Below are 25,950 nucleotides of genomic sequence, written 5' to 3' on the forward strand. Positions count from 1 at the left end.
CGACGCGTTGGGTTCCGGTATCGCTCGCGGTTCCCGACGAGAGCCGAGAACGCGGGTAGCCGAGAGTACGGATCAGAGCGACTGCGACCGCGGCTCGAGGATTCGCTTCGTAGAGCGGTCCAGTCTCTCGATCGCGCCGCGAGACGCGGCGACGTCGACGAGCAGATCGGTTAGATTGACGAGTTCGCCGACGTACTCGCGTCGTCGACGTCGCCACCGATCGGTCGCTCCCTCGTCGGCGAGGATCTCGAGGCTCCGGTCGCGAATCCCCTCGTAGAAGTCGAACTGCTCCGCGAGATCGGCGCGCTCGAGTGCTCGAAACTCACCATATTCGTGAGTATCGGTGCCCCGATATCGGAGCGCGGGAGTTCCCAATAGCGCCGCCTCAGTGGCCATCGTTCCGGTGTCCGCGACCAGCAGGGACGCATCGGCCATGGCGTCGTGGATCAGCGCGGGGTGGAGATCGTACGGTCGGGCCGGCAGGCTCGACAGATCCATCTCGCCGCCTTCGTCGGAGACGAAGACGGTCGCGTCCTCGCTCACTCGTCGGATCAGGTCCCGGCGCTGTTCAGGCCGGAACCCCTCGATATCGGTGTCGTGGAGGGCGTCGAGCGCATTGAACCGGACGAGGACGTACGGCTCGTCGGAGTCGACGCCGAGGTGGTCCCGAACGGCTTCGGTCGGCTCGAATACGTCGGGGTGGAGATAGGCGCATTCTTTGAACCCGTCGAAGGTATAGTGATCGTCGCCGAGATCCCGACGAGTAACAGCAGGAGAGAGAATGCAGTCGGCGAAGGGACGCGAGACCGTGTGGTTGAAATCCCCGGGTTCGTCGTCGAGGACGAGGACGACCGGCGTCCGCGTGAGCGTTCCGGCGTAGGCCGCGTAGGGGCCACGTCCGAAGACGACGTCGGGGTCGAAGCGGGCCGCCTGTCTCCCGATCGAGAGGAACTGCCCACCCAGCTCACGGGCGAACTGAAGGGCCGAGTATCCCTCCGTTCGGTGGTTACCGTATACCTGGTACGGCATATCGAAATAGTCGAGTAGGTCGGTCGTACAGGCGTACTCCCGAGAAAGGACGAGAACGTCGTGTCCCGCCGCCTCCAGTCGGTCGACGGTGTGTCGATACAGGTGGACGTGCGCTGGCGTATTGGCAAAGACGAGGAGCCGCATCGCTCTCGGCTATCCGCCGTCGGCCCTTTGTAATAGCATCACTACGCAGATGAGCCGGTAGCGTGCTCCATCTACGGGCTGAACAGACACGAGTACGTAGAGAAAACCGTCTGCGAGGAAACGGACGTCGAACGGCTCGAGACGGTAGACGGCGCCTGAACGTCGTGTCGGCGAGGCTGTTCGGCGGATAACAATACCCTTCCAGTCCGTCCGCTCCCGTATCACGAGATGCACGTCCTCACACTCACGACGAATGTCGATGCCCCGTTCATGACCCAGCAAATGGAGGCACTCGAGGACCGAGGCGTCTCCTTTTCGACGGTCTCGATATCCGGCACCGCCGATGCCGAAACGTCACGGTCGCCGGCGGATTACCTCAGGACCGTCCCCACGGTCCTCCGGGAAGCAGGAAACGGCTACGATCTGGTCCACGCACACTACGGACTGACGGCGCCGATGGCGCTCGCACAGGTCCGCAAACCGGTCGTTCTCTCGCTGTGGGGATCGGACGTGCACGGCCCCGTCGCACCAATCAGCCGTGCGTCAGCACCGTTCTGTGACGAGGTCGTCGTCATGTCTCGGGAGATGCGCGAGGTTCTTGGCCGCGAGTGTACGGTGATCCCCGACGGCGTCGATCTCGAGAAGTTCCGACCGGAACCACAGGACCGTGCTGCGAGTGAAGTCGGCTGGGACGACGCGAACGGATACGACGTTCTCTTTCCCTACTCGCCTGCACGGCAAGTGAAGAACTATCCGCGGGCCGAGCGCGTCGTGACTGTCGTCGACAACCTCCTCGAGCGGCCGGTGCGACTTCGAACGGTTTCCGGTGTCGATCACGACGCCGTCTCCGACTACATGAACGCTGCCGACGCCCTCATCTTGACCTCCCACAGCGAGGGGTCACCGAACTCGGTAAAGGAAGCCCTGGCCTGCAACCTCCCCGTCGTCGCCGTCGACGTCGGTGACGTCCGGGAGCGCCTGTCGGGCGTCGAGCCCTCACGCGTCGCCACCAGCGACGAAGAACTGATTCAGGGCTTGCTGGAAATCCTCGAGCGCGGCGAGCGATCGAACGGCCGCGAGGCTGCCCGCGAGGTGAGCATCAATCGAACGGCCGAGCGGATGCTCGAGGTGTACGAGCGGGTCGCGGGAACGGTGGTCGAAACCGAAGATAGCGGTGACGAGCTACCCGTTCAGGGAATCCCACGACTCGAGTGATCGACCGAAGGCCGGTTCTCAGGAGCCAGTTCGATCGCAGTGCGATCGAACTCGAGGGCATCGCGCTCGGTGGCGTGGCCGCTCGAGGGGTTCGATGTACGTCTGATTCGCCCGCGCGCGATTAGCCACCGACCTCCGATCGATACCACGCCATCGTCTCCGGCAGGTGGGCCTCGAGCGGCTGGTACTCGTATCCCAGCTCCTCGTTCGCTTTCCGCGACGTGTAGAACAGCCGCTCGGTCGCAAGGGCGGCCATCCGTCGATCGAACGGGAAGACCCGCCGATCTGCGACGGTGTCGACGAGTTCCGCCACCGGCCCGGCTGCCCGGATCACGGTCGGTGGAACGCGGATCCGTGCAGGGGATCCGTCGACGGCGTCGGCGATCCGGGACACGGCCTGGTCGTACGTGAAGTTCTCGCCGCCGAGAATGTAGTGCTCGCCAGCGTTGCCCCGCTCGTAGGCCGCGAGCAGGCCGTCGACCACATCCGAGACGCCGACGATGCTCAGACCGCCGGGGAGGTGGGCGGGCATCGTCGGTTCGACGCCCATCGCGAGCAGTTGCGCGGTGAACGCCTCGTCGCCGGGGCCGAAGATAGACGTCGGATGGACGGTGAGGGCGTCCCCGCCGGTCTCGGCGTACCAGTCGACCAGCCCCTCCGCCTCGGCTTTCGACGCCTGATACGCACCGATCGGCTCGGCGACGTCGGTCTCGTCGGCGAACTCGTGATCTCCCTGCGGGCGACGTGTCCCCGACGTACTGGTAAAGACCACGCGACCCGCATCGGTGACACGGCAGGCTTCGAGTACTCGCTCCGTGCCGTCGCGGTTGACCGTCCAGACCGTGTCGGGACCGGCACTCCAAAGACCGATTCCAGCCAGATGGAAGACGGCGTCAGCTCTGTCGACGAGCGACCGGAGCGTCCCGTCGTCGAAGAGATCGCCGACGTACCACTCGATCCCCTCGAGGTCGCCTCGATTCGAGGTCGGCCGGCTGAGTCCGCGTACCTCCCAGCCGCGTTCGAGCAGGCGTTCGCAGAGACGAGACCCGAGAAAGCCGGTCGCGCCCGTGATCGCCGCGGTCTTCGGGTCGCCGGTCGCAGTCATCGACGTCCCTCGAGTTGGGGCGGAACGGCGTCACCGGCCACCGTGGCGTAGATTCGATAGGCGGTCGTGACGGCGGGGTGCGTCTCGTCGGCTGGCGGGAGGTCACCGTCCGGAACCAGAGTCCGGAGCCGATCGAAATCGACGGTGCTCCCGACGACCGTGACCGATTCGGCATCGGCACCGCGGACCGACTCGAGCGCCGCGTCGGCACCGGGCGATCGGCCGAGCAACGAGGTTGCGACGGCGTCGACGGCGGGAGCGGCGCCTGCGAGCAGCGTATTCGCAGTCGCGGGTTCGCCGCCGTAAACCGTCGTTGCGTCGACGATGGCGAGAGCGGGCTCGACGATCCGCGTCGTCGCGACAGGCACTCGATCCGGGTCGTCAGCGCCGGTGACCAGCGACGACAGGGTTCGCATCGCGCCCGCGACCGGCCCGTTCTCGGTCGGCCGAAGCGACGGCACGACGCTCACGGTGCTCTCGACGAGCCGGTTTGGGACCGAGAGCGAGACCGACCGGCCGTCGACCGAACGAACGTACTCGATTCGGGGTTCGTCGGCCAGATCGACGAGCTCGGCATCGAACTGCTCTAGCAGGTCCACGTAGCCGAGGTATCTCGCCGTTCGGTCGAACGCCGTGCGACTATCGCTCGCGCCGGCGACGGCGATATCCGCGTCGGTCTGCCGACGCAGGGTGGCGACGATTGCCCCGATCACGGCCGGATCGGTCACCATCCCGGACGAGGGGTGAAACGGGTAGTGTGCGTCCGGGACGAGCGTGATCCGGTCGGCACTCGAAACCGTCTCGAGGTCGGGCTCGAGCAGGGTGCGAACGGGCTCCTCGAGCGCAGCAAGGCGGCCGTCGACGTCGGGGATCCAGCCGCCGTGGCGGCCGGCCGCATCGACGGCGACCGCACGGACCCGCGCCTCGCTCATAGCGTCACCTCCAGCGCCTCGAGGGCGTCCGCGTCGGCCTCCTCAGCAGCCAGTTCGTAAGCCGTCTCGGCGAGGGCCAGCGTGCGGCGTCCGTCCGCGCCATCGACCGGCGGCCGTTCGTCGGACCGGACAGCCTCACAGAAGTCGGCCAACGCGTCATAGTGCGCCTGCAAATAGAACGTCGGGCCGAAAACGTCCGGCTCGTCGTTGGTGAATCGACTGGCCACGTTCGAAAGGGCGGATCTGGCCGCGTCAGCGTAGAACTGTTCCGGCAAGTAGTCCCGATTGCTTATCGTCCCGGTCACGCCCTCGAGGCGCAGTCGTGTGTTGACCTCCGGAAGTTGCTCCCACTGGTAGGACCCGCAGTGAAGCGTGACCGTCGTTCCCGTCTCCGGTGCCTCCATGAGGACCGTCGCGGCGTCCTCGACGTCGATGTCGAGCGTCTGTCCCATCGAGGCGTCTCGGACCTCGAGGTCACCAAACAGCCACTCGAGGACATCGAAGCAGTGGACGCCCAGCTCGAGCAGGGATCCGCCGCCGGCCGCGTCCGGGTCCAGCGGCCACGATGGCGGTGCGTTCGTGACCGGTGGCCGACCGAGTGGCCCGTCGTTGAGCCGGGTGATCGACGCGTAGGGGACGTGTCCGACGCGCCCGTCGTCGTAGGCCGCTTTGACACCTTCCATGTCCGGCTGGTAGCGAAGCGTGTGATCGACGCCGACCACGATTCCGGCTTCGCGGGCGGCGTCGAGTAACTCGTCGGCCTCCTCGGTCGAGCGAGCGAGCGGTTTCTCGACGAAAACGTCGACGCCGAACTCGGCGGCCCGCCGGACGGCCTCGGCGTGGAGAAACGGTGGCAGGGCGACGACGGCGGCGTCCAGATCCTCCGACTCGAGCAGTGTCGCGTAGTCGTCGTACGTCCGGGAGACCCCGGCACGTTCGGCTCGAGTTCGATTCTCGGGGACGGCGTCAGCAGCCGCAGCGACCTCGACGTCCGGCATCGCCAACGCCGATTTCAGGTGTACCATGCCGATGTTTCCGACGCCGAGGACGCCGAGCGAGAGCGCACTCGAGTCGGACCATCGATTCAAAATCGGTAGTGCCATCTGCTCGAAACCCGGCCGGCTGTAGGCTTTGTTATCGTCGTCGTACCCATTCTCCTCGAGGAGTAGTACCAGCATTCGGGCGATGAGGTATCACCAATCGACCGACGGCGCCTGTGTCGTGCTGTCTCGACACGTCAGCCCCATCTCGCCGTCGCACGCTCCCCCATCGTCGGTTCCGTCACTCGACCAGCGATCTCGGTCATGGTCTCGACGGTGAGGTCCGTTTCGGACCGCTTACGCTCGAGGTGCGACAGGATAGCGCGCATTCGCCGATCGTCCCGCTGGTGAGTCAGGTTGTTCGGATGAAGCCACATGTGAAAGAGACCGTCGGTCCGCGCCGCCTCGTCGATTCCGCGGCGAGCGAGGACGACCATTGGATCCTCCCAGATCGACTCCGCGACCGTCCGTGCTGGCCCTTCGAACCCGAAGAGGAACATCGAGGCCGGAACGTCGACGAGCCCGTACTCGTCGACGGTCGGGGTGACCAGCATCGACCGATCTCGAATCGTGGAGTCGAATACACCGCGAACGCCGTCCCGGGTCGGCGAGGAACCCCGATACGCGGTAATCCCGTATTCGGCCAGCACGTCGCGGTGGCCGATGCTGTTACGCGGATAAATGAACGAGTCGATCGACCGGTCCCACTCGGCCGCGAGTTCGCGACTGCGCTCGAGTTCTGCGATGGCGAGTTCTCGATCCGTCTCCGGTCGCCCGAACAAGACGTGAGAGAACGAGTGGCTGGCGAACTCGTGAGCGACGTCGGACTCGAGGATGTCGCGGACCAGGTCCCTGCCGAATCGGAGATCCTTCCGGTCGGCCCAGTCGGTTCGTTCGCGATCGAACCAGCCGTCTGGGGCCGGATACTCCGCGTGGTCGGCATCGCAGTCCTCGAGCATGAGATGACCGACGACGGCCCAGGTGGCCGGCACGTCGAACTCGTCGAGCAACTCCAGCATGGATTTCCATCCCCGGCGGCCGGATTCCACCCGTTCGATCGGCGGTTCAGGGAGATCGTGAAATCCCCACCCGAGCTCGGCGTCGAGAGAGATTACAACGCTTCCCACGGATTCCACCACGATTGAATGCGTTTCATATCGGAACGGTCGTGTGTGGGTGGCTTTGTTATGGAGGACCTGTCGGGACACCGACGAAACGGCACGAGCCGATCAATCCGCTTACGGAAGGGACGGACGAGAGCGGGGCTGGCCGCGGAATTAATTGGTACCAACAGGCACGTCTCGTGTCGACCTGTGGGTGAAATCTCTCTATAACAAAGCGCTCATCGGGCAACCTGGAAGACAGCAGGCGTTATTGACGTCTCAGAATTCAATCATGAGCGGATATCAAACCTCTTCCGAGCGGGCGTTCGTGCTCGGACTCGACGGTGTGCCGTGGAGACTCATCGAACGATGGAGCAACGAGGGTGAGCTTCCTGCCTTCGCCCAATTGCGCGAGGAGGGGGCCGCCGGCCCACTCGATAGCACTCGCCCGCCGACGACGCCGCTGGCGTGGCCGTCGATCGCGACGGGCGTCTGGCCGGATAAACACGGAATCTACGGCTTTCAGAATCTCTCTTCTGGATACAGCCACGAAATGTATACCAGTCGGGATCTCGCCCAGCCCCCCCTCTGGGACCAGCTCGGGCCCGCACACGTCGGGAACGTTCCGATGACCTATCCGGCTCACGAGATAGACGGAACCATGGTCACGGGGATGATAACGCCTTCGACCGACCGAGAATACACGCAGCCGCCGGATCTGCGAGACGAAATCGATTCGCGCATCCCCAACTACGAGATCAGCCTCGACTACCCAGAGTACGCCGATCGGTTGGACGACTTCCAAGTGGCTGTCGAAGATATGCTCGCGAAACGCCGCTCCCTGATGCGCGTCCAGATGGACCGCGCTGGAGCGGACTGGCAGTTGTTCTTTTTCGTCTACACTGCGCCCGACCGGTTCCAGCACCTCGTCTGGGACATGGACAAACTGCTGGCCCACTACAAGCAACTCGACGACATCCTCGCCGAAGTCATCGAATACACCGACGATCACGATGCAGACCTTTACGTCGTCTCAGATCACGGATTCGGGCCGATCGATGCGCTCGTGTACGTCAACCGGATTCTCGAGCGGGAAGGCTATCTGGTCCGACGAGACGACGACGGCACTCGCGGGGCGCTCGCGAGCCTCGGAATCTCGCGGGACGCCATTACGGGTGCGCTCAATCGCGTCGGGATCACCGAAGAGGCGCTCGTCCAGTCGCTCCCCAGACGTCTGGTCGACTCCGTAGCCGAGCAAATTCCCGGTGATCACGCCCTCTACGACGTCGATTTCGATCGAACCGTCGCGTTCGTCCACGACACGGGCAACTGCTATATCAACGACACAGAACGATTCGACCACGGCACCGTCTCGCCGGACGAGGTCGAGACGGTCAAAGCGGAAATCACGGAGACGTTCGAGTCGGCGACCGGTGCAAACGGCGAGACGCTCCTCGAGGTGTTCGACGGCGACGACCTGTTCCCGACGGACGAAGCGTCGCCGGATCTGGTCGTCGGCGGCAGAGGGTCGTTCGAGTCCCGTAGTACGGTTTCAGATCAGATACTCGGAAACACCGGGACATACGCTGCGAGCCATCGCAGCGAAGGGATCGTCCTCTGTCGTGGTCCGTCGATCGAATCCAACGCGACACTGCACGGCGCTCGCGTGGTCGACATCGCCCCGACACTGCTCCACGGGATCGGTGAACCAGTACCTGAAAATACGGACGGCCGAGTATTGTTCGACGCCTTTGCGAAAAACGCACGACCGGCGGAAACGAAAGTGGAATGGACGACGGTTTCACGGACCGAAAGCGATGCCGACGTGGACGACGACTTCGACGACGTCGAGGACCGTCTGAAGGGACTGGGCTACATGGAGTGATGGCGGCACAGACGTGGTACCGCGTGACGATTGATTTAGACAGCGACTGGGATGACCGTCGCTCGAGAGTGATGAGCTCCGGAAACTGACGGAGAGGTCCTGACTCGAGAGTGACGAGACGTTAGGATTGCACTCGAGGAAGTGAGACGGTTATCCTGTTTCCGGTTTCGGGCCGGTCGAACGTGATGTGGCCGTCCGAGAGGTCCACGGTCCAGTAAACGAGCCATAACCCTAGCCCGGACGTGTGGTACACGTCGTCCATCTCCCAGTCACCGGTCAGGACGCGAAACTCGATTTCTGGTATCGGCGGACAGTTATCCTGGATTTCTACGTCGATCGTCTCCCGATTGCGACGGATCGTAACGGACAGTTCCGGGAGGCCGTCCGGTTCGTGTTGGATCGCGTTCTCGAGGAGTTCTGAGACCGCGTCTTGGATCTCGGAGACCGTACAGGCGACCGCCGATTCGGGAACCGTCCGTTCGATCGTCGCGTCAGGATACCGATCCTGGATCGTCTCGACCGCCCTGGACACGATCGCGACGAGGTCGCTCGACTCCGGGACCGGCCGGTCGCTGAGCAACTCGATGATTTCTCGTTGCTTCGCGGTCGTATCGAGGAGTTCCTGTCCTTGCCGATGGATGATCTCTGCGCGTCGGTGAAACGGGTCTTCGACTTTACTGGCGATGCACTCGGCATTGCCGAGAATAACGGCCAGGTCGTTTCGCAAATTGTGCCGGAGGAAGTTGTCCATGACCGCCAGTTGCCGTTCCCGCCGCTGCCGGTCCGTAATGTCCTTGCTGAACCCGACGATTCGGACGACCTCACCGTCTTCGAAAAGCGGGGCCGCCTGCACCCAGACCCAACGTTTGTAGTCCGTTTCGGGATTGACGCGATACTCGAGGTCGACCGACTCGCCTGCCGACGCGCGGGCCATGGCATCACGAACCGTGTCGGCGTCGTCGGGATGGACGAGGTCGAGGAAGCTTCGCGGATTCGCCTCGAGTGTCTCGACCGACTGTCCGAAAACGTCCTCGTAGGCAGGATTGACGAATAGCACGTCGGACCAGTCGTGATTGAACATCCATAGAACGTCGCCGACCGTGCCAGCGATCGTTCGCAGTCGACTCTGGGCGTTCCGGCGTTCTCGCTCCGCGATAACCTGCTGCGTGATGTCCCTGGAACTGACGACGTATCCGTCCAGGGCGTCGTCTGGAGGGTTCGAAAAACGGCTCTCCAGCCACACCCACTCGTCGTCTCGCGTGACGTGCCGATAGCGGATGGGCGACGAAGACCGGGCGACTCCGCTTACCTGTCCGAATCGGTCGACGACCCCACGCCTATCGTCCGGATGGATGTATTCGATCGCGGGTTCGTCGATCAATTGCCCTGGCTCGAAACCGAGGATGGATGTGCTCGCCTCGTTCACATACACGTACGTACCCGCTTCGTCGACGATGGCGAGTTTATCCCGGGCGTACTCAAGCAAGATGTTACCCAGGTCGTCGATCTTCGGGTCCATCGAGATAGTCTAATACAATTTCGGGACTAACTATGAAAAACGTACTGCTGTCACAGACGGATACCGGTGAGAAGTGGACAGACGCGTCATCCGTCACTGCAGGTACTCAGCGGAAACGATCACCGTCTGTCCTGAGTCGCGACCGTCCTATCTCGCTCGAATCGGTCGCGACGATCACACGACAAAGCGCGGAACCGCGTGTCGGCATCTGGGCAGCTACCGATCGGACCGGACGAGTCGAAGCCCGGCCTTCGCCGTCGTCCAGGCCGGATAGACGGTGTTGTAGACTGAGTTGGGGGCGTTTCTCGCCCCCGCTCGGAGCAGTCGGTGGGTGAGCGGCGGACCCGACGTGGAAATCATCTCGTCCAGATCGACGTCATCGAGCCACTCGAAGAAGGACCGTTCTGCCGACGTTGCAGGGTCGGTCTCGCGTGCGCGCTCACGAATGTCCGCCCACATGTGGCGTTCGTCCTGACCGAGGACCCAGTCGCCGCGCTCGAGTGACCGGCGGAGGTCGTCGTAACCCGCATCAGAGAATGGATAGCCGTGGTTCGACGGATCGAGCCCGGACAGACGGAGGCCGACTGCAGTCCGGTAACACTTTTCACACCGGCCACAGTTGCCGTCCATCCGGTCGTTGCAGGTCTGGAGCTGGAGCGTCGGGTCCTCGCTGTGGACGTAGTCTGCGATGACGTCGAGGCGTTCCTGCCTGGTGAGTTCGTAGGCGTCGTGGTGACACTCGGTCTCGGCCCACCTGACGCGTTCGTCGACGTCGGGCCGGGACCCCCACTCGAGGTCGATCCCGTCCCAGTGGGTCGCGGCGACGTATAGATCCTCGATTCCGCGCGCGTAGGCCAGCGGGGCACAGAGCCCGAGGAGCCCCAGTCCGTGACCGACGGAACTGTACCAGCCGCCGTCGACGTAGCGCTTGTAGTGGGCGAGCAACATCGGATGATCGAGAAACGAGAGCATGTTCGACTCGACGAAGGCGGTCTCGAGGTCGTGGTCCTCGGCGAACCCGGAGACACGCGTTCGGAGGGCGTCCCACTTCCCGTCGTCGGCCACGTCCGGCGTGATCGTCCATCCCCGAATGCTGATCAGCGTCGGCGACTCCTCGCGGTGGCGAACGTACGAACACGTCGAATCGACGCCGCCGGTAAATAGCAGGCCGCTCTCGCCTCCTCGGTCGGGCTTCGGGTCGATCGTCCGGCGAGTGTAGAGCGTCCCACCCTCGAGGAAGTCGTGCATCTCGCACAGCGACGTCTCGACCTCCTCGAGTGCGTGCGCGAAAGTCGCATCGACCTCGTCGACGTAGACGTCGGCCCCGTTGGCCCACGCCACCGGACAGAGCTGTGCGAGGACGGGAATCACGAGGACGCCATCGGGGACGTCTTCGATCGGCACGTCGTACTGCGTTCGAAACGGTTCGTCAGTGATGAACCGCTCGAGGTCGGTCGAGGCGCGAACCGAACACTCGAGGGTCTCGCCGTCGGCGGTGAGTTTGTCGATGAGGATCGATGACATAGGTGAGAGGCGTCGGTGTACCTGTCGACTGGATCACGACCTGCTACAAAAACCATCAGAATCGTTGATCAGTCTCGCGTCGAGAAAGCGGACCGTAGCGTTCCGGTCGACGTCGACAGGGACGGCATATATCGTCGTCTGTTGCCGTATGTGAAACCGACGAGATGTACTGGTGGGCTTTCCTCGCTGACCGTCAGCCGACAGTCCATTTTCGGTACAGAAGCGACAGCATCCAGTTTCGGAGGTAGGACAGCATCCGGTTTCGGAGGTAAGTTCTGTATAACAAACCGCGACAGCGCCATCGACTGGGCAAACACATGCGTATCGAGACTCGCAGAGACGGCTCCGGTGAGAGAACATGAGCCGATCGACGCTCAACGTGACGTTCGCAGCCGGGTTTCTCGCGGTTTCGATGGCAATTCTCGTCGCGAGAGCAAATCCGGCGACGAGTTACGAATCGTCGGTGTACGCGGGAACGCCAACAATTACCTGGTTTGGGCTCGCACTTGCGCTCGCTATTGCGGTCGGAACGTGTCTCACGTGTCGTGGCCGAGCGCAGGGATACGGGATCGGCCTCGGCGCGATCACGGTCACGGCAATCGTGAGCCTCCCCGTGATTCGGAACTACCACTACGCCGGAATGGGGGACGCGCTCACGCACCTGGGCTGGACGCGGGACATCGTCACCGGTGGGACCGCACCCCACGAACTGTTCTATCCCGGATTACATGCCATCGCGTCGACGCTACACTTCGCCGGCGGGATCTCGATCGAGCGCGGCCTCCTGATCGGGATGGTCGTCCTGTTCGTTCCGTTCGTGATCTTCGTGCCGCTGGTGGTTCGCGATATGGCCGGCGGTGGACTGGCCGTCGGTCTCGCGGCAATCGTCTCGTGGATGGTGCTCCCGGTCAACAACATCGCGACGCACATGGGCGTTCACACGAATTCGAACGCGCTGTTCGTCGTGCCCGCGGTCGTCTTCGCGCTCGTCGCCTATCTCCACCGACGATCGACGATCGAGCGACTCCCCTTCGGTGTCTCGCCGTTCAGCGTCCTCATCTTCTTGACCGCGCTCGCCCTCCTGTTGATCCATCCCCAGCAGATGTTCAACGTGGTCGTCTTGATCGGCGCGATCAGCGGCGTCCAGTACCTCGCTCGGCGTCGCTTCGACGACCACCCCATGGTCGATCACCCGACGACGTACGTCCACACCATCAGTCTCGGGGGCATGTTCGGCCTCTGGGCGCTCGGCAACGATCGGTTCAGGCGGGCAGCATTCGGTCTCGTTTCCGGGCTGCTCGCGCAGGACATCGGTGGCGGGACGACCGTCAACCAGCGCGGGTCGTCGTTGACCGACATCGGTGGCAGCCTCGGCGAACTGTTCGTGAAAATGTTCCTCGCCGCGGCTATCATCGGCCTCGTCGTCGGTCTCTTCATTCTGGTGGTCTGGCTCGGTCGATCGAGCCTCGACGGCGAGGCCAGGTCCTTCGTCAACTACTTCTCGCTCGCCCTGTTCCCGCTCTGTGGCATGTTTCTCGTCTACTTCCTCGGGACGCCGACGATGGCGTTCCGACAGGTAGGCTTCATCTACGTCCTGTTGACGATTCTCGCCGGCATCGCGCTGGCACAGTTCATCGGCGGACTCTCGAACGTGATCACGACGCCCGGAGCGAACGCAGTCGCGGCGCTCGTACTCGGGACCTGTCTCGTTCTCGGTTTGATGACGGTGTTCGCGTCGCCGCTGATATACAGTCCGGGTCAGCACGTGACCGAAGAGATGATGAGCGGCTACGAGGACGGGCTGGATCACGGAGCGGAGGGCGTTCCCTACGCGGGGATGGGATACGACCCCTACCGGTACGATCACGGAATCAACGGCCTCGACGGCAGCGATACGCTCAGCGGTGCATCGAGGGCGACCGGTAGCGTAAACGCCACCGTCTTCGGCGAGGGGAACTACAGCGGTGCCTACCCCACCGGCGAATACTACTTCGTCGTTTCGGAGTGGGACAGGACGAAAGAACTCGAGGTCTACGATGAGCTGAACTACGAGAGGGACACGGTCGAAGGAGTCGAAACCGAGCCTGGCACGAACAAGGTGATCTCGAACGACGAGTTCTCGATGTATGCCGTCGACGACGAACCCCGGGCAACCGGCTGACGGGTCACGACCGTCATCGTCACCGCAACGTTTCGAAGCGGGCCGCGTTTGTCGATGCCCTTCGATCCGACCGGACGTACTCGAGGAGACGATCCTCTATGTTATGCTGCTATACTAGTTTTAGTCTTTTGCGCGCGCGAAGCAGCCGAACCGAACGAACCGCGAACAACGGTGGATGGAAGACGGGAAGACCGATGGAACCAGGCTGGCCCAAGCCAACGGGTAGATCCCCGGACGCCGGAGAGCGAACGCACCGTTCACGTCGCAAGAATTCTGTCTCCGAAAGCTCACCCGCCGGGCCCCTCTTGGCCGGTGCGGCAGGTCTCCGTCGGGCCGACCGGCGAGTAAAACGTTATTACGTAACGGAAACGGTAGGCTTGAGCAACTGAAACAATCGATTCCTCGTGATCAATTGTGAGAACGCGAAGATGGCGAATCCGCGACCCAGGACCCGCTCAAGTCGGAGATATTCCCCTATTTCCTCGGAAAAAACTGTATTACGTGTCCAAAGTCAAGTACGTATGAATTTCTCATATTCTTAACAATATATGCGTAATTTACTCGCATTTGTGTAGAGATATCAATAATGTATGGAATTATTTGGGATAGGAGCAAGGAAAAGTTTATGAGCGTAAGGTGACGTTGCGGGAATGTATGGTGCAGAATCCCCGTACGTCCGAGACGGACTCAACTCCGACTACAGGCCGTAATACCAGATTTACCCGCCGTAACTACGTTCGCTCGCTCGCCGCAGTGGCGACCGCGACGACCGCAATCGGCGGTACCGGTTCAGTTGCGGCCCAGGACGACTACGAGGTCATCGAAGCTCAGGGACAGACGATCACCATCGATGCCGGTCAGACCTGGGAGAACAAGCTCATCGACATGACGACCGGTCAGGACATCGTCATCACCGCCCACAGCAGCGACTGGACGATCCGAAACATCGGTTTCAAAGGCGAGAACACGTCCGCCACTGGGACCGCCACCTTCGGAATCTCCGACACTGCCGGCGGAACGTGTACCGTCGAGAACGTGTATCTCGGCGACGGCTCGAGCAGGGGCAATGGCAACCCGAACGGTCACGGCCAGACCGCCTTCTGGGTCGCACCGAACCACTCGGGACACATCGACTTCACGAACGTCAACATCCAAAACTTCGCGGATAACGCGATCTACGGTTCAGCTCCGGGTACCAAAGGCGGCGGCACGATCCATATCGATAGCTGCTTCGCTGCGAACTGTTACGTCTCGCACTTCCGTCTGGCCACCGAAGGTAGCAAAGTTACGAACTCGAGCGTCTACGTCGACAGCGACGAGGGCTACGTCGGGCGCGGCATCTGGGGCTGGGCCCCGGGACCGATTGAGGTCAAAGACTGCCAGATCGAAATGAACGGGCAGAACTCGTCTATCGTTGCTGGAGCGAACGGCAAGCCGACCGAACTCGTCGTCAAGAACTCCGACTACGACGAGCAGGCGGGCATCAACGAACACGCCGGTTCGAACGTCAAACTCGGTGAAAACGTTGGAACGAACCCCGAAGCCTCCATCCCCAAAGGCGTCCCGACATCGCCGAAACAAGCCGCATCGGGGAGCAACAACAACTGATCTTCTGACCCACCCGTACTCTCGGGACACCCCCCGCTGACGTCCTCCCGCTACGGTCGTCGGTCTCACCGACGTCACTCCGCAGTTCACGATTCCTACTGACGCATCGATTTATTCACTCGAGCGCCGCGGGTGCGATGTTCGTTCAGCCCTGCGTCCCTGCCCGATTCTCCTCGTCTGCCGAAACCGTCAGCTCGGCAATCGACACGTCAAATCAGTTTCCGGAGGTATTGATCTGGAGGTGTGACGGGCGCAGCATCCCGAGATCAGCGGAGGACGTGCCGCGTCGATGCAGAGTAATATGATATTACCGACGAACGGCGACCGATCCGACCCCGTCCGAGACGTTCGATGCCCGCTGCCTGCGTGAGTAATATACTATTACTGTCTACAACACTTATTCCTCGCATATATAATTTTTCGTGAAATATTATCACTCATTCTTCTATAAATAGTACAGATTATAACTAAAGTCTGTAAATTTTACTTTTCCATATGGGGAAAGTTTATACCATTAGTTGCATATTACCCGTTTGTATGGCACGCGACTCTTCGGTACTGGATGATGAGTCGACCGCCTCCACCGACGAGGAGGCGATCGGCGGCGATAGTAATAATGAATTACTGCATCGGCGGTCGTATATGAAGTTGGCCGGAGCGACCACGGCTGCGGCGACGCTCGCGGGAACCGCAAGCGCCGCTGAAGACTACGACGTACTCAAAGCACGCGGCCAGACGATCCGCGTCGGCCGCGACGAAACGTTCGAAAACAAACTCATCGATCTGACGACGGGTGGTAGTTTCATGATCTACGTCGAGGGGGCTAACTCGGTTATTCGAAATATCGGGTTCAAAGGGCTCTACCGCGGAGACGGTTTCATGATCTCGATCAATGCCGGACCGGGTGACATTCTCATCGAAAACGTCTACCTCGGTGACGGTGCAACGAAAGAAGGCTCGGACTTCGTTCACGGCCCCGGCGCAGTGTTCATGCACAAGGGGAGCGAAGCGGATCTCACCTTCCGTAACTGTAACGTGCAGGGATACCCGAATAACGGGTTCTACTGCTCCAACACGCCCTACGGCGGCAGCGTCCGCTTCGAGAACTGCTTTGGCAAGAACAACGGCGTGACGACCTTCCGGTGCGGGAGCGAAAACGACGAAATCGTAAATTGCGTCGCGTACAACGACAACACCGACTACGGCCGCGGCTACGGTGGCTACGGCGAGACCAACGGCCGTCCCGTCTGGGTCTGGAACGGTGGGACCGTAACGATCCGAGACTCGCACTTCGCCGACGGACCGTACCCGTATGCGCTCGTCGCCGGCGCGAGCGGATCGTCCGGCAGCATCGACTTCCAGAGCGGCGGGATTCGCGGGCAGATCCGTCGCGCGAACGGTTCGACTGTCTCCGTTTCCAGCGACGTCTCGAGCGATCCCGACCTTTCGATCCCGAACGGGGTTCCGACGTCGCCCAAGGCCGCAGCAACCGGCGGCGAATCAGGGGACTCGAGCGGGGAATCCGACACAGGTCGATCGGATAGCGAACCAGCCCAGCTTCCGAACGTCCTCCTCGTCGACGGCAGCCCATCGGCCGCAACCCGGTACGAATTCAGCGTCGACGGCGAACTCGAGCACTCGAACGACGAAGGCGCGTCGCTCGACGACGAGGACACGATCGACGGGTCCACAGTCTCCGGCACCGTCGCCGACTGGAAAGACGCCTTCCGGTTCGACGGCGAACTCACCGGACTCACCGTCGACGGGCCCGGAACCGTACTCGTCAACGGCGAACAGGTCGATCCGGCCGCCTACGGCCAGCGGCTCCCCCACACCCTCACGGTCACGGGGCGGGGCTCGCCGTCGAGTTACGAGATTACGGTCGACGGCACGATCGAACTCGTCTCGGACGACCAGCCCACGGAGGATGCGACGACGATCTCGGGGTCGACCGTCCAGAGTTCGCTCAGCGACGGCAGCCAGTCCTTCCGATTCTCCGGGACGTTGACGGACGTCACGTTTACCGACGGCGAAGCGGACGTCACGTTAGACGGAGAGCCGATCGATCCGAGCGACTACGGCGACCACGCGATGACGCCCCACGCGATCGTCATCGACGGGAACCAGGCCGATGGACCGAGTACGTACTCATTCGAAATCGACGGAACGGTCGTCAAAACGACCTACCGTGGCGCATCGATCGACGACGATGACGTGATTGAGGACAGCGCGGTTCGTGGCGCCGTCGAGAACTGTCTCGACGCCTACTGGTTCGACGGTGACATCACGGACTTCCGCCTCTGCGGCGACGCCGCCGTCGAGGTCCAGTACAACGCACGCGACCAATAAGCGACTCGGCGATACGTCGATCCGGGCATCTCGTTTTCAATTCCGCAATCCCGTGAGCGATGGCACGTCTCGAAATCACTCGAGTGCCACGACCTACTCACTCGATGCGAGACCGGCGACTCGAGAATTGCGCCGTGTTTGTATCGACAGCACGCGGGCTGGACCGATCGATAGCGTATGCGGAGCGCCTCGAGTGTAAGCAGGTGCCGAATTCGTCAGAGGGAGCGATCCTCCGAGTTACGCGACAGTAGCTGGGAGATCCTTCCACACCGTTTCGGTAGGGACGTTGTACTCTCGGTACGAGAGTAATAACAAACAAATTGATACGGCTGTGTTGGACTATGAACTTCGGCTTCTATCACGAAGCTGCGGGCACTCGCCATGCCGGGGGGATCGCCGTCTACACCCAGCGGATGGCACTCGAACTTAGCAAGCGAAACGACGTGACGTTGTATACCGGTGATGGAAGACTATCGCCCGTTCTGGCGGATTCCGACGTGACCATCGTCGAGACACCCTCGTTCGACGATCATCTGACGCGGTTGCTCGATCCGTTGAGCCCGCTCGGCGCTCAGAACCGAGAGAAGTTCCTGATGACACTGTGGGCGGTTCGTAACGACGTCATCGATCATATGAACGACTCCCTCGACGTCCTGTGTACCTCCCAGTTCCTCGACGATCTTCTCCTCTCGAATCTCGTCGACGTCCCCACCGTGTACACGTTCCATAGGGCGACGGGCGTCAGCCCCGCAGCCTGGCTTCGCGATCGGTTCTCCCAGACGTCCCTTCTCGTGGCCAATTCTGACGACACTGCTCGACAGGTCTCTGCGGCCTTCGACGACGACATCGATGGCATCGTTTACCCCGGCGTCGATCCCACCCAGTTTCGGCCCGGCGTCGAACCCGCCTTCGAAAGCGACGGGCCGGCGATTCTGTTCGTCGGCAGATTCGTCGACTCCAAGGGAATCGACGAACTGCTCGAGGCCGTCACGGGCCTCGAGGGACGCCAGGAAATTCACTTCGTCGGCCGGGGCGAGCGTGACTGCATCCAGCGGCGAGCGGCCCGACTCGGGATCGACGACGCCGTCGTCTGTCACGGGGAGATCCCCCATCCCGACTTGCCGTCGTATTACGCCGCGGCCGACGTCTTTTGCCTTCCGAGCCACACTGAGAGCTTCGGACTGGCGAACATTGAAGCGATGGCCTGTGGGGTGCCAGTCGTCACTACTGATCTCGAGGGGATCAAGACCTACCTGGCCAACGGAGAGAACGGGCTCCTGGTGCAGGTCGGTGACCCGAAGGACCTCGCGGACAAGCTATCCATGCTGCTCGACTCTCCCGAGCTGCGGTCGCGTCTCGGCGAACAGGCCCGAGCGGACGTCCAGGAATTTACGTGGGCGACACAGGCAAAGCGACTGGAACAGATCTGTCGCGACGGACTCGAGACTGTCGACGAGATCGATCACCCGTCGGCCGTGCCTGCCAGCGCGGACACTGTCTGAGACTGATCGACAGTCCGAGGATGAGCCGTAATCCGCAGGACTGCGTCGATGGAACGGTCCGTAGGCAGCACTGTTTTAGCCGACACCCGGTAACGGCGGTGCGAGACGGAGATATTGGCCGCTGCTCGGTTCCGATGGACGTGAGGACGTCTTTAGCGGGGACGGGGTGCAGGTGTCTTCAGAAAGCCGTCCGTCGGGGAAAGAAGAGATCCGAGAAGAGATTTCGATACGGCAGTTCGACTGAAAATCCGAGAGAAACGGGCTATTTGCTCCGAACGTTGTACTCGACGTCGACGGCGGCGTCGCCGCGGAGGCGGAAGTCCGTGATGTCGCCGTCGAACCAGTAGGCGTCGATTTGGTCGTCGACGCTACCGCTAGCATCGTTGCCGGTAATCTCGTCGCCAGGATCGATCGACGCGTCTCGATAGCTCGACGTGACGACCTCACCGTCGACGCTGAACGAGTACACAGACTCACCGTCGGTATCAGTTCCATCGATCACGATGGCGTGGGGGAGAAGTTCCTGCTCGCCGTACTGGTCGGGATCGATCCGCTGATCGTCGAGGTACACGTGCGCAGAGCCGTCGAGGAAGGTCACGTCGGTGAGCGTCCCGGAGAATCTGAAGTGTTGGGCACCGCATTCGATGGATCCCTCGACTGTGTTGTCCGATACCACCGTCGCATACTCGTTGGAGTCGTTGCCGGCGACCGTGTCGATCATCCCGTCGACCGTGATCTCGTAGTTCGCAGCGGAGCCGTTGCCGACCAGGGTCAGTACGTGGGGCTGTCGCTCGCCGTAGTCGGCGGGGTCGACTTGCTCTCCGTTGACGTAAATGCGGGCGTCGCCGTCGATCGTGAGTTCCTCGAGTTCGCCGTCGAACCGGAAGACGTCTTTCCAGTTGGCGACGGTGCCGGTGACGTGACCGCTTTCGATCGTGTCCTCGTCCTCGATCATCGCGCCCTCGATCGTTGCTTTCTCAGCGGCGCTGGAGACCGAAAACTCGTAGCGCGTCCCGCCGGACGTGCCAGTGCCGTCGACCAGCAGGGTGTTTTCCGGGAGGGCATCGGTTGCGTCGTCCCCGTCGTCCCCACCGTCCGCCGACCGACTGGACGCCTCACCACCGGTTCCTCCCGATGCGGCTTGCTCGCCGCTTTCCGGACAGCCGTCGGGAACGAAGTGGCGCGGGTTCGACCCGTCACCGCGGCCGTCGTCGGTGTGGACGTTCTCGATCGTCAGGTCCGGATTGCCGCGCGTGAGGAGCGAGCCGCCGGTGCCGTTCGTGATGAAGTGGGAGTTGCGCACGGTCGCGCCGCCGCCGTAATTGCCCTCCCAGACCCAGGCGTTCCGGTTCGCGGCGCGTGTACCGCTCTTGTAGCTTACGCAGTTGTCGATCGACATTCCGCAGTCACCGATCCGAAACGCGGTGTGATGACAGTCGTTGCCGTAACAGTGATCCAGTGCGATCGTACCACCGTCACCATTGTATGCAGGTGCCGAACCGTAGATACCGTTGTTCCCGGGGACGTTGAAATTGACGTATTTCACGTCGAGGTGGCCGGAGTGATCTGGGTCGACCCAGATACAAATCGAACGCTCGCCCGCGGGCTGTTCGCCGGTCGATTCTCCGAAGTAGATGTTCTCCATGACCGACGTTCCGGAGCCGGAGTCACAGACGCCGAAAACGCCCTCGTTGTACGGGATTGTACCGGTAAAACCGATGTTGCGGATCGTCCAGTTCGTCCCCTTGGCGACGATCGTAATTGTGTTTCGGTCGCCGAAGTCGATGAGCTTGTTCTCCCAGGTTTCGCCGGAGTCGATGCGGATCGTCTGCCCGCGTGCCTCGATAACGTCGTAGTCTCCGCTCGCCGCGCTCGCAGTGGTCGCTCCGACGCCCGCGGTGATCGCCGTCGCGCTGGCTAACTTCATGTAGGATCGGCGGTCGATCACATTCCTGCTGTTCCGTTCGTCGTCACTAACTGTCGTTTCAGTGGGACTACCGCTGTCCCGATCCGGTTGGTCGCGTGCCATGCCACATGAGAAAGAACACTACCGAACTATAAACTTTCCTTCCTCGTTATTGATAAGATTTCGTGATTATAATTATATCGTTATAGAAATTCTCTTTTGTTACCAGATTTATTCATGGTTTTTTATATTCAAAACCGAGGGGCGGGAGCAAGGGGAACGATAGTTACACAAAAGCTACACAATAGATAAAGAGAGTAGGAGTATCACAACTGTCAAAATCGAACGCACGAGGGCGAACACCAGAATTGTGATCTGACGCAGTGCGTGTCTGACAGACAATGCTGACAGTCAGCCGAATACGGCATCACGACGGGATTCGAGGACGCTCTGTGAGGAATGGATATCGTCGATAAACGACGTCAGCGCGAAGAGCCGGTACACAGATACCCGGTCGTGGTCGGCGTTCGCATCGAGGAACGCGTGGAGTTCGTCGGTTGAAAGGACGTCGTCGATGGCCTCACACTGGTCGACCTGTGTTCGAATGCAATCGACCGTATCCGGTCGGAGCCGTGAATCCGTCTCGAGGCCGTTGATCGACTTGACGATGGGTCGGACCGTCTCGAACAACTGCGGATATCGCGAGAGGAGATCGTCGACGAACGCCACCGCTTGATGACGGGTGGACGCGACGGGAACCCCGTAATCGGGGTGCGGTAACGCTGCGGCGCTAGGCTCCAGTTCCGTGAGGAACGATCGATAGAGGTTGTACTGGGCCTTCTGGCTGGGCGGGCAGTTCATCGCGTACCGGAAGAAGTCGATCGAGTAAAACGGGGTCGTACTCCAGAAGAAAAACCGGTTCCGATCCTCGCCTTCGAACAGAAAATTGACGCCCCGTTCGTAGACGAGAAAGTGGACGTACGCCGCAGCGGGGTCCGTCTCGGGATACATCTCGAGTCGATCTCGAACGCTCCGTCGGATAGCACCCGCCGACAGCCCCGTGATCCGGGCGACCTGCTCGAGCGAGAGAAAGAAGTTCTCTTCGATGATGTACTCGACGAGGTCAGATTCGTCGGCGATCGGCCTCGCCGGAGTCAGATCCGGGAGGACCTTGTCCCCGCCGTCGCCGGTGACGTAGGTGAGACCGACATCGTACTCCTCACGAAGTTGGCGGAAGAACTCGAGGATGAACGAGGTCAAGAGTCCGATTTGACCATTTTTCGTCTTGATTATCCGGTTCAGATCGGACCCGTTGGGCGGTCCGACCTCGTATCGCCGCCACTCGACATCGAGTTTCGTTGCCAATTTGCGGGCGATATTCACGTCGGACGGAGACACGAATTCGTCCGAGGACATCGTTGCTGCAGTTGTCGGCAATCCCTCCGTCACGAAACCGGCCAGCACGGCTCGAGAATCAAGTCCGCCGCTCAGCGAGATCACGTCGTGGCTACCACACCCCGACCGCTGTCGACAGGCTCGTTCGAACCGATCGACGAGTTCGGCGGCGTTTCTCGATCGACTTCGATCGGCGTAGGAGTGGTCCTCGAAGTCGAATCGGTGCAGCGCTGTTTCGGTGACCGCGCCGCGATTCGGGTCCACGGTGAGTTTCGTCCCCGGCCGAAGTCGATTGGCTCCGTCCACGAGCGTTCGGTCGCCCAGTGAGTAGCCGAAGAGCAGACACTGCGCGACGCCCATTGGATCGAATCCTTCGATCGGCGCTTCGTTGATGAGATACCGGAGTTCCCTCGAGAACAGAAATGTCGCTCCGTCGTGGAAGTAGTACGTCGGCAGTCGGGCAAGCGGGTCGTTGAGTAACCCGAGTCGGCCACTGTCCTTGTCGACTGCGACGAGCAGGAACTCCCCGTCGGTCTCCAGGAGCCACTCGGTGAGGAACTCGTCACCGTCCGCGGCGAGAACGTGCGCCGCAACCTCGAGCAGTTCGCGCTCGAGTGAGTCGGCGTCGCGATCGTAGATCCGACCCTCGAAACAGACCCAGCAATCCCCATCTTCGAGGATTCGAATCGGATACTCCGGATAGGCCGTCGTTCCGATCGAACTGGACGGCGAATCGAAGACGACGTCGGCCTCGTACCGATCCGTGTGGACGAGCGACTCGAGCGAGCCGGCGAACGATCGGTGCCCGCAAGACGGGGTTCTGCCAGTAATACCAACCATATCAGTTGGTGAGTGAGTAAGCTGCATTGTAATGTCGACGTTTACCGAGACCAGCTGAAGGCTACCGTTTTCGAAGCGTTTTGTGCGAAATTTCCTTCCGTCAGTAGCTGTCGGATCAGACCAGATTCGACCGCAGTACGCTCTCCATTGCGGCTATCATCGCACAAAACCTCGACACGCAGCCGGAATGGCGGGGACGATGGATTCGGTGGGTCGGACGCATCGCTTTCAGTGGGAGTACGGAACTGGCGATCGCCTCGTGCGCCGTGTGAGAAGGCTCCCGCGCCTGGAACAGCTGCTGGCACGCGACTGTCCCGGTACTGGATGACGGTCGTCGGGAGCCATTCGGACGTATGGAACCCGGTAATAAAAACCCTTCTCAGCAACCGATCGACGGACGTCGGCGCGAAAACGGGACGAAAATTGCTGTGCCAACCCATCCCTGATACAGTAGTAGCAGTGTTCGGTGACCGTCCGACCGACCCGCAGTCGAACGTACGAAGGCATGCATCTGCGATCGAACGCTCAGGAGAATAAACCAGCGGTTGCACGCTGACCGAGTCGCTTTGTGACGCCACACGCTGTACCATGCGGTGCCGCCCGAGTAGTACGCGGTATCCGGGGCGGTCGTCATCGACTGGGAACGGGTACCATCGGCGTTGATGTGCTACGGTCGTCGGAGGGGAACTATTCGATTCGGGACAGTTTGCCGTCGACGTTCCGTTCGCGCCGGTGGTTCGAAACGACGTGCGTGATAGAGAGAAGGAGAAACGCTGTGATAACTGCCCCAGCGAGGCCGATCATCGGAACGGCCGACACGACCGGGACACCGAGAAACGCGGCGCCAAGGAGGGATGCACCGATCAGGCTAACTCCGGCGTACCATCGATCCCACCGGTCCTGACGGTGGCTATCGGTGTCGAGGTACATCATCAGCAGGTCGGCGTTATCCGCGAGCGAGATCAGCCCGCGATCCTGATCGTATTCGACGATCCCGGCATCGTCCATTTTCGGCAGGTGGGTCTGATAGAGAGCGACGTAGACGCGTTTCCGTTGGTCGGAACTAAGCGCGTTGACCTCTGTATCGTTCTCCCAGGCAGCTATCTGTTCGGCCAGTTCCCCCAAAGTGACCGTTTCGTCGGCTTCTAACAGGTATGCGAGGACTTCTCGACGACGACGGTTTTTCAAGAGTTCGAAAATAACGTCTTTGGATAGACGTTCGTCCTCGTTGGCAGTAGTAACAGACGTAATCTCGTCGGGGAGCGACGTATCGATTGAGGACATTATTCGGAACCTCCGGCTGTAAAGACGCCTTGCGAATTCGATGGCCCCTGTTTCTTCCGTAGCACGTCACGAGAGCCTCGACTCGACGGCGACCGCTGTACGTTCGAACGGCGGGTCGAAATCACGATTGACACACCAAGTTGTACACCAACAGAGATACTCTTAAACACGCCCACGTTTCGCACCGTCTGCAAAGGAGGTACGGACCGTCTTCTCGACGGGGGCGACGTGACTGCCCGCCTCCCTCTCGAATGGTGATCACCGTCGCTCTCGAATCCGGTCGGTATCAGTCGATTGTGTGGCTGTATCAGATGCGTACGACGGGGGCGTCGTGGGAAACCGGACGCTGAATGGCCACGGTGGACGGGATGGCACACGGCACTGGGTCTGAACGTTCGAACCAACCAATATAAAGTCGAGCGACAGTTCATACGCGAAAGAGGGTTTTACGGAGTGTCAAGGTGAAAATCCGGGGTAGAGCACGGAGGATGAATCCGACAGCACGGCTGCAGACTACGTTCACCAGTTTGAGTGTAGTTTTTACGCAATCTATGTCTGTACAAATAGACGTCCGAGGCAGTCTACCTGCTCACGAAAACGGACAGTCTCGCGTTTCCCGTTTCCTGACGGAAGATACCATCTCTGTACCGGAACGAGGATGTAACATCCTCCCCGGCGTGAACGCGGGGTTCCTCTCGCGTGGTGGCGGCCGCTCCGACACCATTGGAGGCACGATTTCCCTCACGGGTTCTCCGGGTTGCACGCATGCCACCGGGCCTCGTCTGAGGCGTGGTATGCGTGAATATCCGCGTGGCCCGTGCGGGCGGTACCATCCACCTGACTCGGACTCACGTCCGAATCTGACTTGGGCAGGCTCGCGTTTGTGGGACCAGGTGAACGCCAACCCACACTCACGTTTCCCGAGTTAGTAGCTTCCAGTGCAGCCGCGGAATACATGAATTCGAGGGATGCAGGGTGAGCAGGATGAAAATGAACGTGGACGCGAGTCACGCCCGCTGAGCAAACCGACGGGTTGCGATGCCCAGCAGAACGCGACGTGTTCTGCGGACGCCGGACACGGCGGGACTCTCTCGCTGTTACAAGGAGTAAGCGAATGTATCTCTGAGTCCCATCACGGGAGAGGAGTAACAGCTGGTTGGCACAGCCAGTAGTCGTCTATCGTGATAGCTCCAAACCTGAAATTTCAACGGTGGAATCCTCGCGCTTCGGCGCGGGGTGGACGTTGAGCGGTGAACCAGTGATTGACTTCCAATGTCACGGGGCAACAATCGCCACATTTCTTGTGCTATGGGCACACTGAACATAGATGGGCGAAGCGACCGGGGAGCGGTCGTTTCACCCGAACGCGACCGATGGGACACGGTCTCGATGCGGTCGTCGTGTCGGCT

General features: G+C 61.2%; 16 protein-coding genes. 6 read left to right on the forward strand and 10 right to left on the reverse strand.

Translation table 11 applies throughout. From position 1 onward, the window contains the following. Positions 1-72: 72 nt before the first annotated feature. On the reverse strand, positions 73-1,173 hold the full coding sequence (locus NJU76_RS01055; RefSeq protein WP_254530963.1) for a DUF354 domain-containing protein: 1,101 nt from the start codon (positions 1,171-1,173) through the stop codon (positions 73-75). Between the two features lie 228 nt (positions 1,174-1,401). Between NJU76_RS01055 and NJU76_RS01060 the strand changes: the two genes are divergently transcribed. After that, positions 1,402-2,388, forward strand: a complete 987-nt coding sequence (locus NJU76_RS01060) for a glycosyltransferase (protein ID WP_254530964.1) — start codon at positions 1,402-1,404, stop codon at positions 2,386-2,388. A 121-nt stretch (positions 2,389-2,509) separates the two neighbouring features. On the opposite strand, the gene NJU76_RS01065 is transcribed toward NJU76_RS01060, so the two are convergent. The 4 genes from NJU76_RS01065 to NJU76_RS01080 form a co-directional block, all read right to left on the reverse strand. Further along, a complete protein-coding gene (locus NJU76_RS01065) occupies positions 2,510-3,493 on the reverse strand; it encodes an NAD-dependent epimerase/dehydratase family protein (protein ID WP_254530965.1) in 984 nt (327 codons plus the stop codon). Beyond that, positions 3,490-4,425, reverse strand: coding sequence for a DUF362 domain-containing protein (locus NJU76_RS01070; RefSeq protein ID WP_254530966.1), 936 nt, complete (start codon positions 4,423-4,425; stop codon positions 3,490-3,492). The genes NJU76_RS01065 and NJU76_RS01070 overlap by 4 nt, the downstream gene beginning before the upstream one ends. Next, positions 4,422-5,528, reverse strand: a complete 1,107-nt coding sequence (locus NJU76_RS01075; protein WP_254532528.1) for a Gfo/Idh/MocA family protein — start codon at positions 5,526-5,528, stop codon at positions 4,422-4,424. The genes NJU76_RS01070 and NJU76_RS01075 overlap by 4 nt, the downstream gene beginning before the upstream one ends. Before the next feature lie 134 nt (positions 5,529-5,662). Beyond that, positions 5,663-6,592, reverse strand: a complete 930-nt coding sequence (locus NJU76_RS01080; RefSeq protein ID WP_254530967.1) for a polysaccharide deacetylase family protein — start codon at positions 6,590-6,592, stop codon at positions 5,663-5,665. Between the two features lie 268 nt (positions 6,593-6,860). Here NJU76_RS01080 and NJU76_RS01085 point away from each other — a divergent pair, with 268 nt between their 5' ends. Beyond that, the gene (locus NJU76_RS01085; RefSeq protein WP_254530968.1) at positions 6,861-8,453 is read left to right on the forward strand and encodes an alkaline phosphatase family protein; all 1,593 of its coding nucleotides are present in this window, start codon (positions 6,861-6,863) and stop codon (positions 8,451-8,453) included. A gap of 121 nt (positions 8,454-8,574) precedes the next feature. On the opposite strand, the gene NJU76_RS01090 is transcribed toward NJU76_RS01085, so the two are convergent. After that, entirely contained in the window at positions 8,575-9,972 is a 1,398-nt protein-coding gene (locus NJU76_RS01090; protein ID WP_254530969.1) for a PAS domain-containing protein, read from the reverse strand. A gap of 216 nt (positions 9,973-10,188) precedes the next feature. Continuing rightward, complete coding sequence (locus tag NJU76_RS01095; RefSeq protein WP_254530970.1) at positions 10,189-11,496, reverse strand: hypothetical protein; 1,308 nt, start codon at positions 11,494-11,496, stop codon at positions 10,189-10,191. A 358-nt stretch (positions 11,497-11,854) separates the two neighbouring features. On the opposite strand from NJU76_RS01095, the gene NJU76_RS01100 reads away from it, so the two are divergent. The 4 genes from NJU76_RS01100 to NJU76_RS01115 all read left to right on the forward strand — a co-directional run bounded on the left by NJU76_RS01100 (position 11,855) and on the right by NJU76_RS01115 (position 19,116). Next, positions 11,855-13,657, forward strand: coding sequence for a hypothetical protein (locus tag NJU76_RS01100; protein ID WP_254530971.1), 1,803 nt, complete (start codon positions 11,855-11,857; stop codon positions 13,655-13,657). A 654-nt stretch (positions 13,658-14,311) separates the two neighbouring features. Beyond that, positions 14,312-15,265, forward strand: a complete 954-nt coding sequence (locus NJU76_RS01105; protein ID WP_254530972.1) for a hypothetical protein — start codon at positions 14,312-14,314, stop codon at positions 15,263-15,265. A 537-nt stretch (positions 15,266-15,802) separates the two neighbouring features. After that, positions 15,803-17,614, forward strand: coding sequence for a hypothetical protein (locus NJU76_RS01110; RefSeq protein ID WP_254530973.1), 1,812 nt, complete (start codon positions 15,803-15,805; stop codon positions 17,612-17,614). 341 nt (positions 17,615-17,955) lie between these two features. Then, the gene (locus NJU76_RS01115; RefSeq protein ID WP_254530974.1) at positions 17,956-19,116 is read left to right on the forward strand and encodes a glycosyltransferase family 4 protein; all 1,161 of its coding nucleotides are present in this window, start codon (positions 17,956-17,958) and stop codon (positions 19,114-19,116) included. A gap of 262 nt (positions 19,117-19,378) precedes the next feature. On the opposite strand, the gene NJU76_RS01120 is transcribed toward NJU76_RS01115, so the two are convergent. From NJU76_RS01120 to NJU76_RS01130, 3 genes are all read right to left on the reverse strand, one after another. After that, the gene (locus NJU76_RS01120; protein ID WP_254530975.1) at positions 19,379-21,145 is read right to left on the reverse strand and encodes a hypothetical protein; all 1,767 of its coding nucleotides are present in this window, start codon (positions 21,143-21,145) and stop codon (positions 19,379-19,381) included. A gap of 288 nt (positions 21,146-21,433) precedes the next feature. Next, positions 21,434-23,257 (reverse strand): asparagine synthetase B family protein, encoded by a 1,824-nt coding sequence (locus NJU76_RS01125; protein WP_254530976.1) that lies wholly within the window; start codon positions 23,255-23,257, stop codon positions 21,434-21,436. Between the two features lie 687 nt (positions 23,258-23,944). Further along, positions 23,945-24,541 (reverse strand): DUF7344 domain-containing protein, encoded by a 597-nt coding sequence (locus tag NJU76_RS01130; RefSeq protein WP_254530977.1) that lies wholly within the window; start codon positions 24,539-24,541, stop codon positions 23,945-23,947. Between the last annotated feature and the right edge of the window lie 1,409 nt (positions 24,542-25,950).

The organism is Natrinema gelatinilyticum (genome assembly GCF_024266705.1).
Taxonomy (GTDB): domain Archaea; phylum Halobacteriota; class Halobacteria; order Halobacteriales; family Natrialbaceae; genus Natrinema; species Natrinema gelatinilyticum.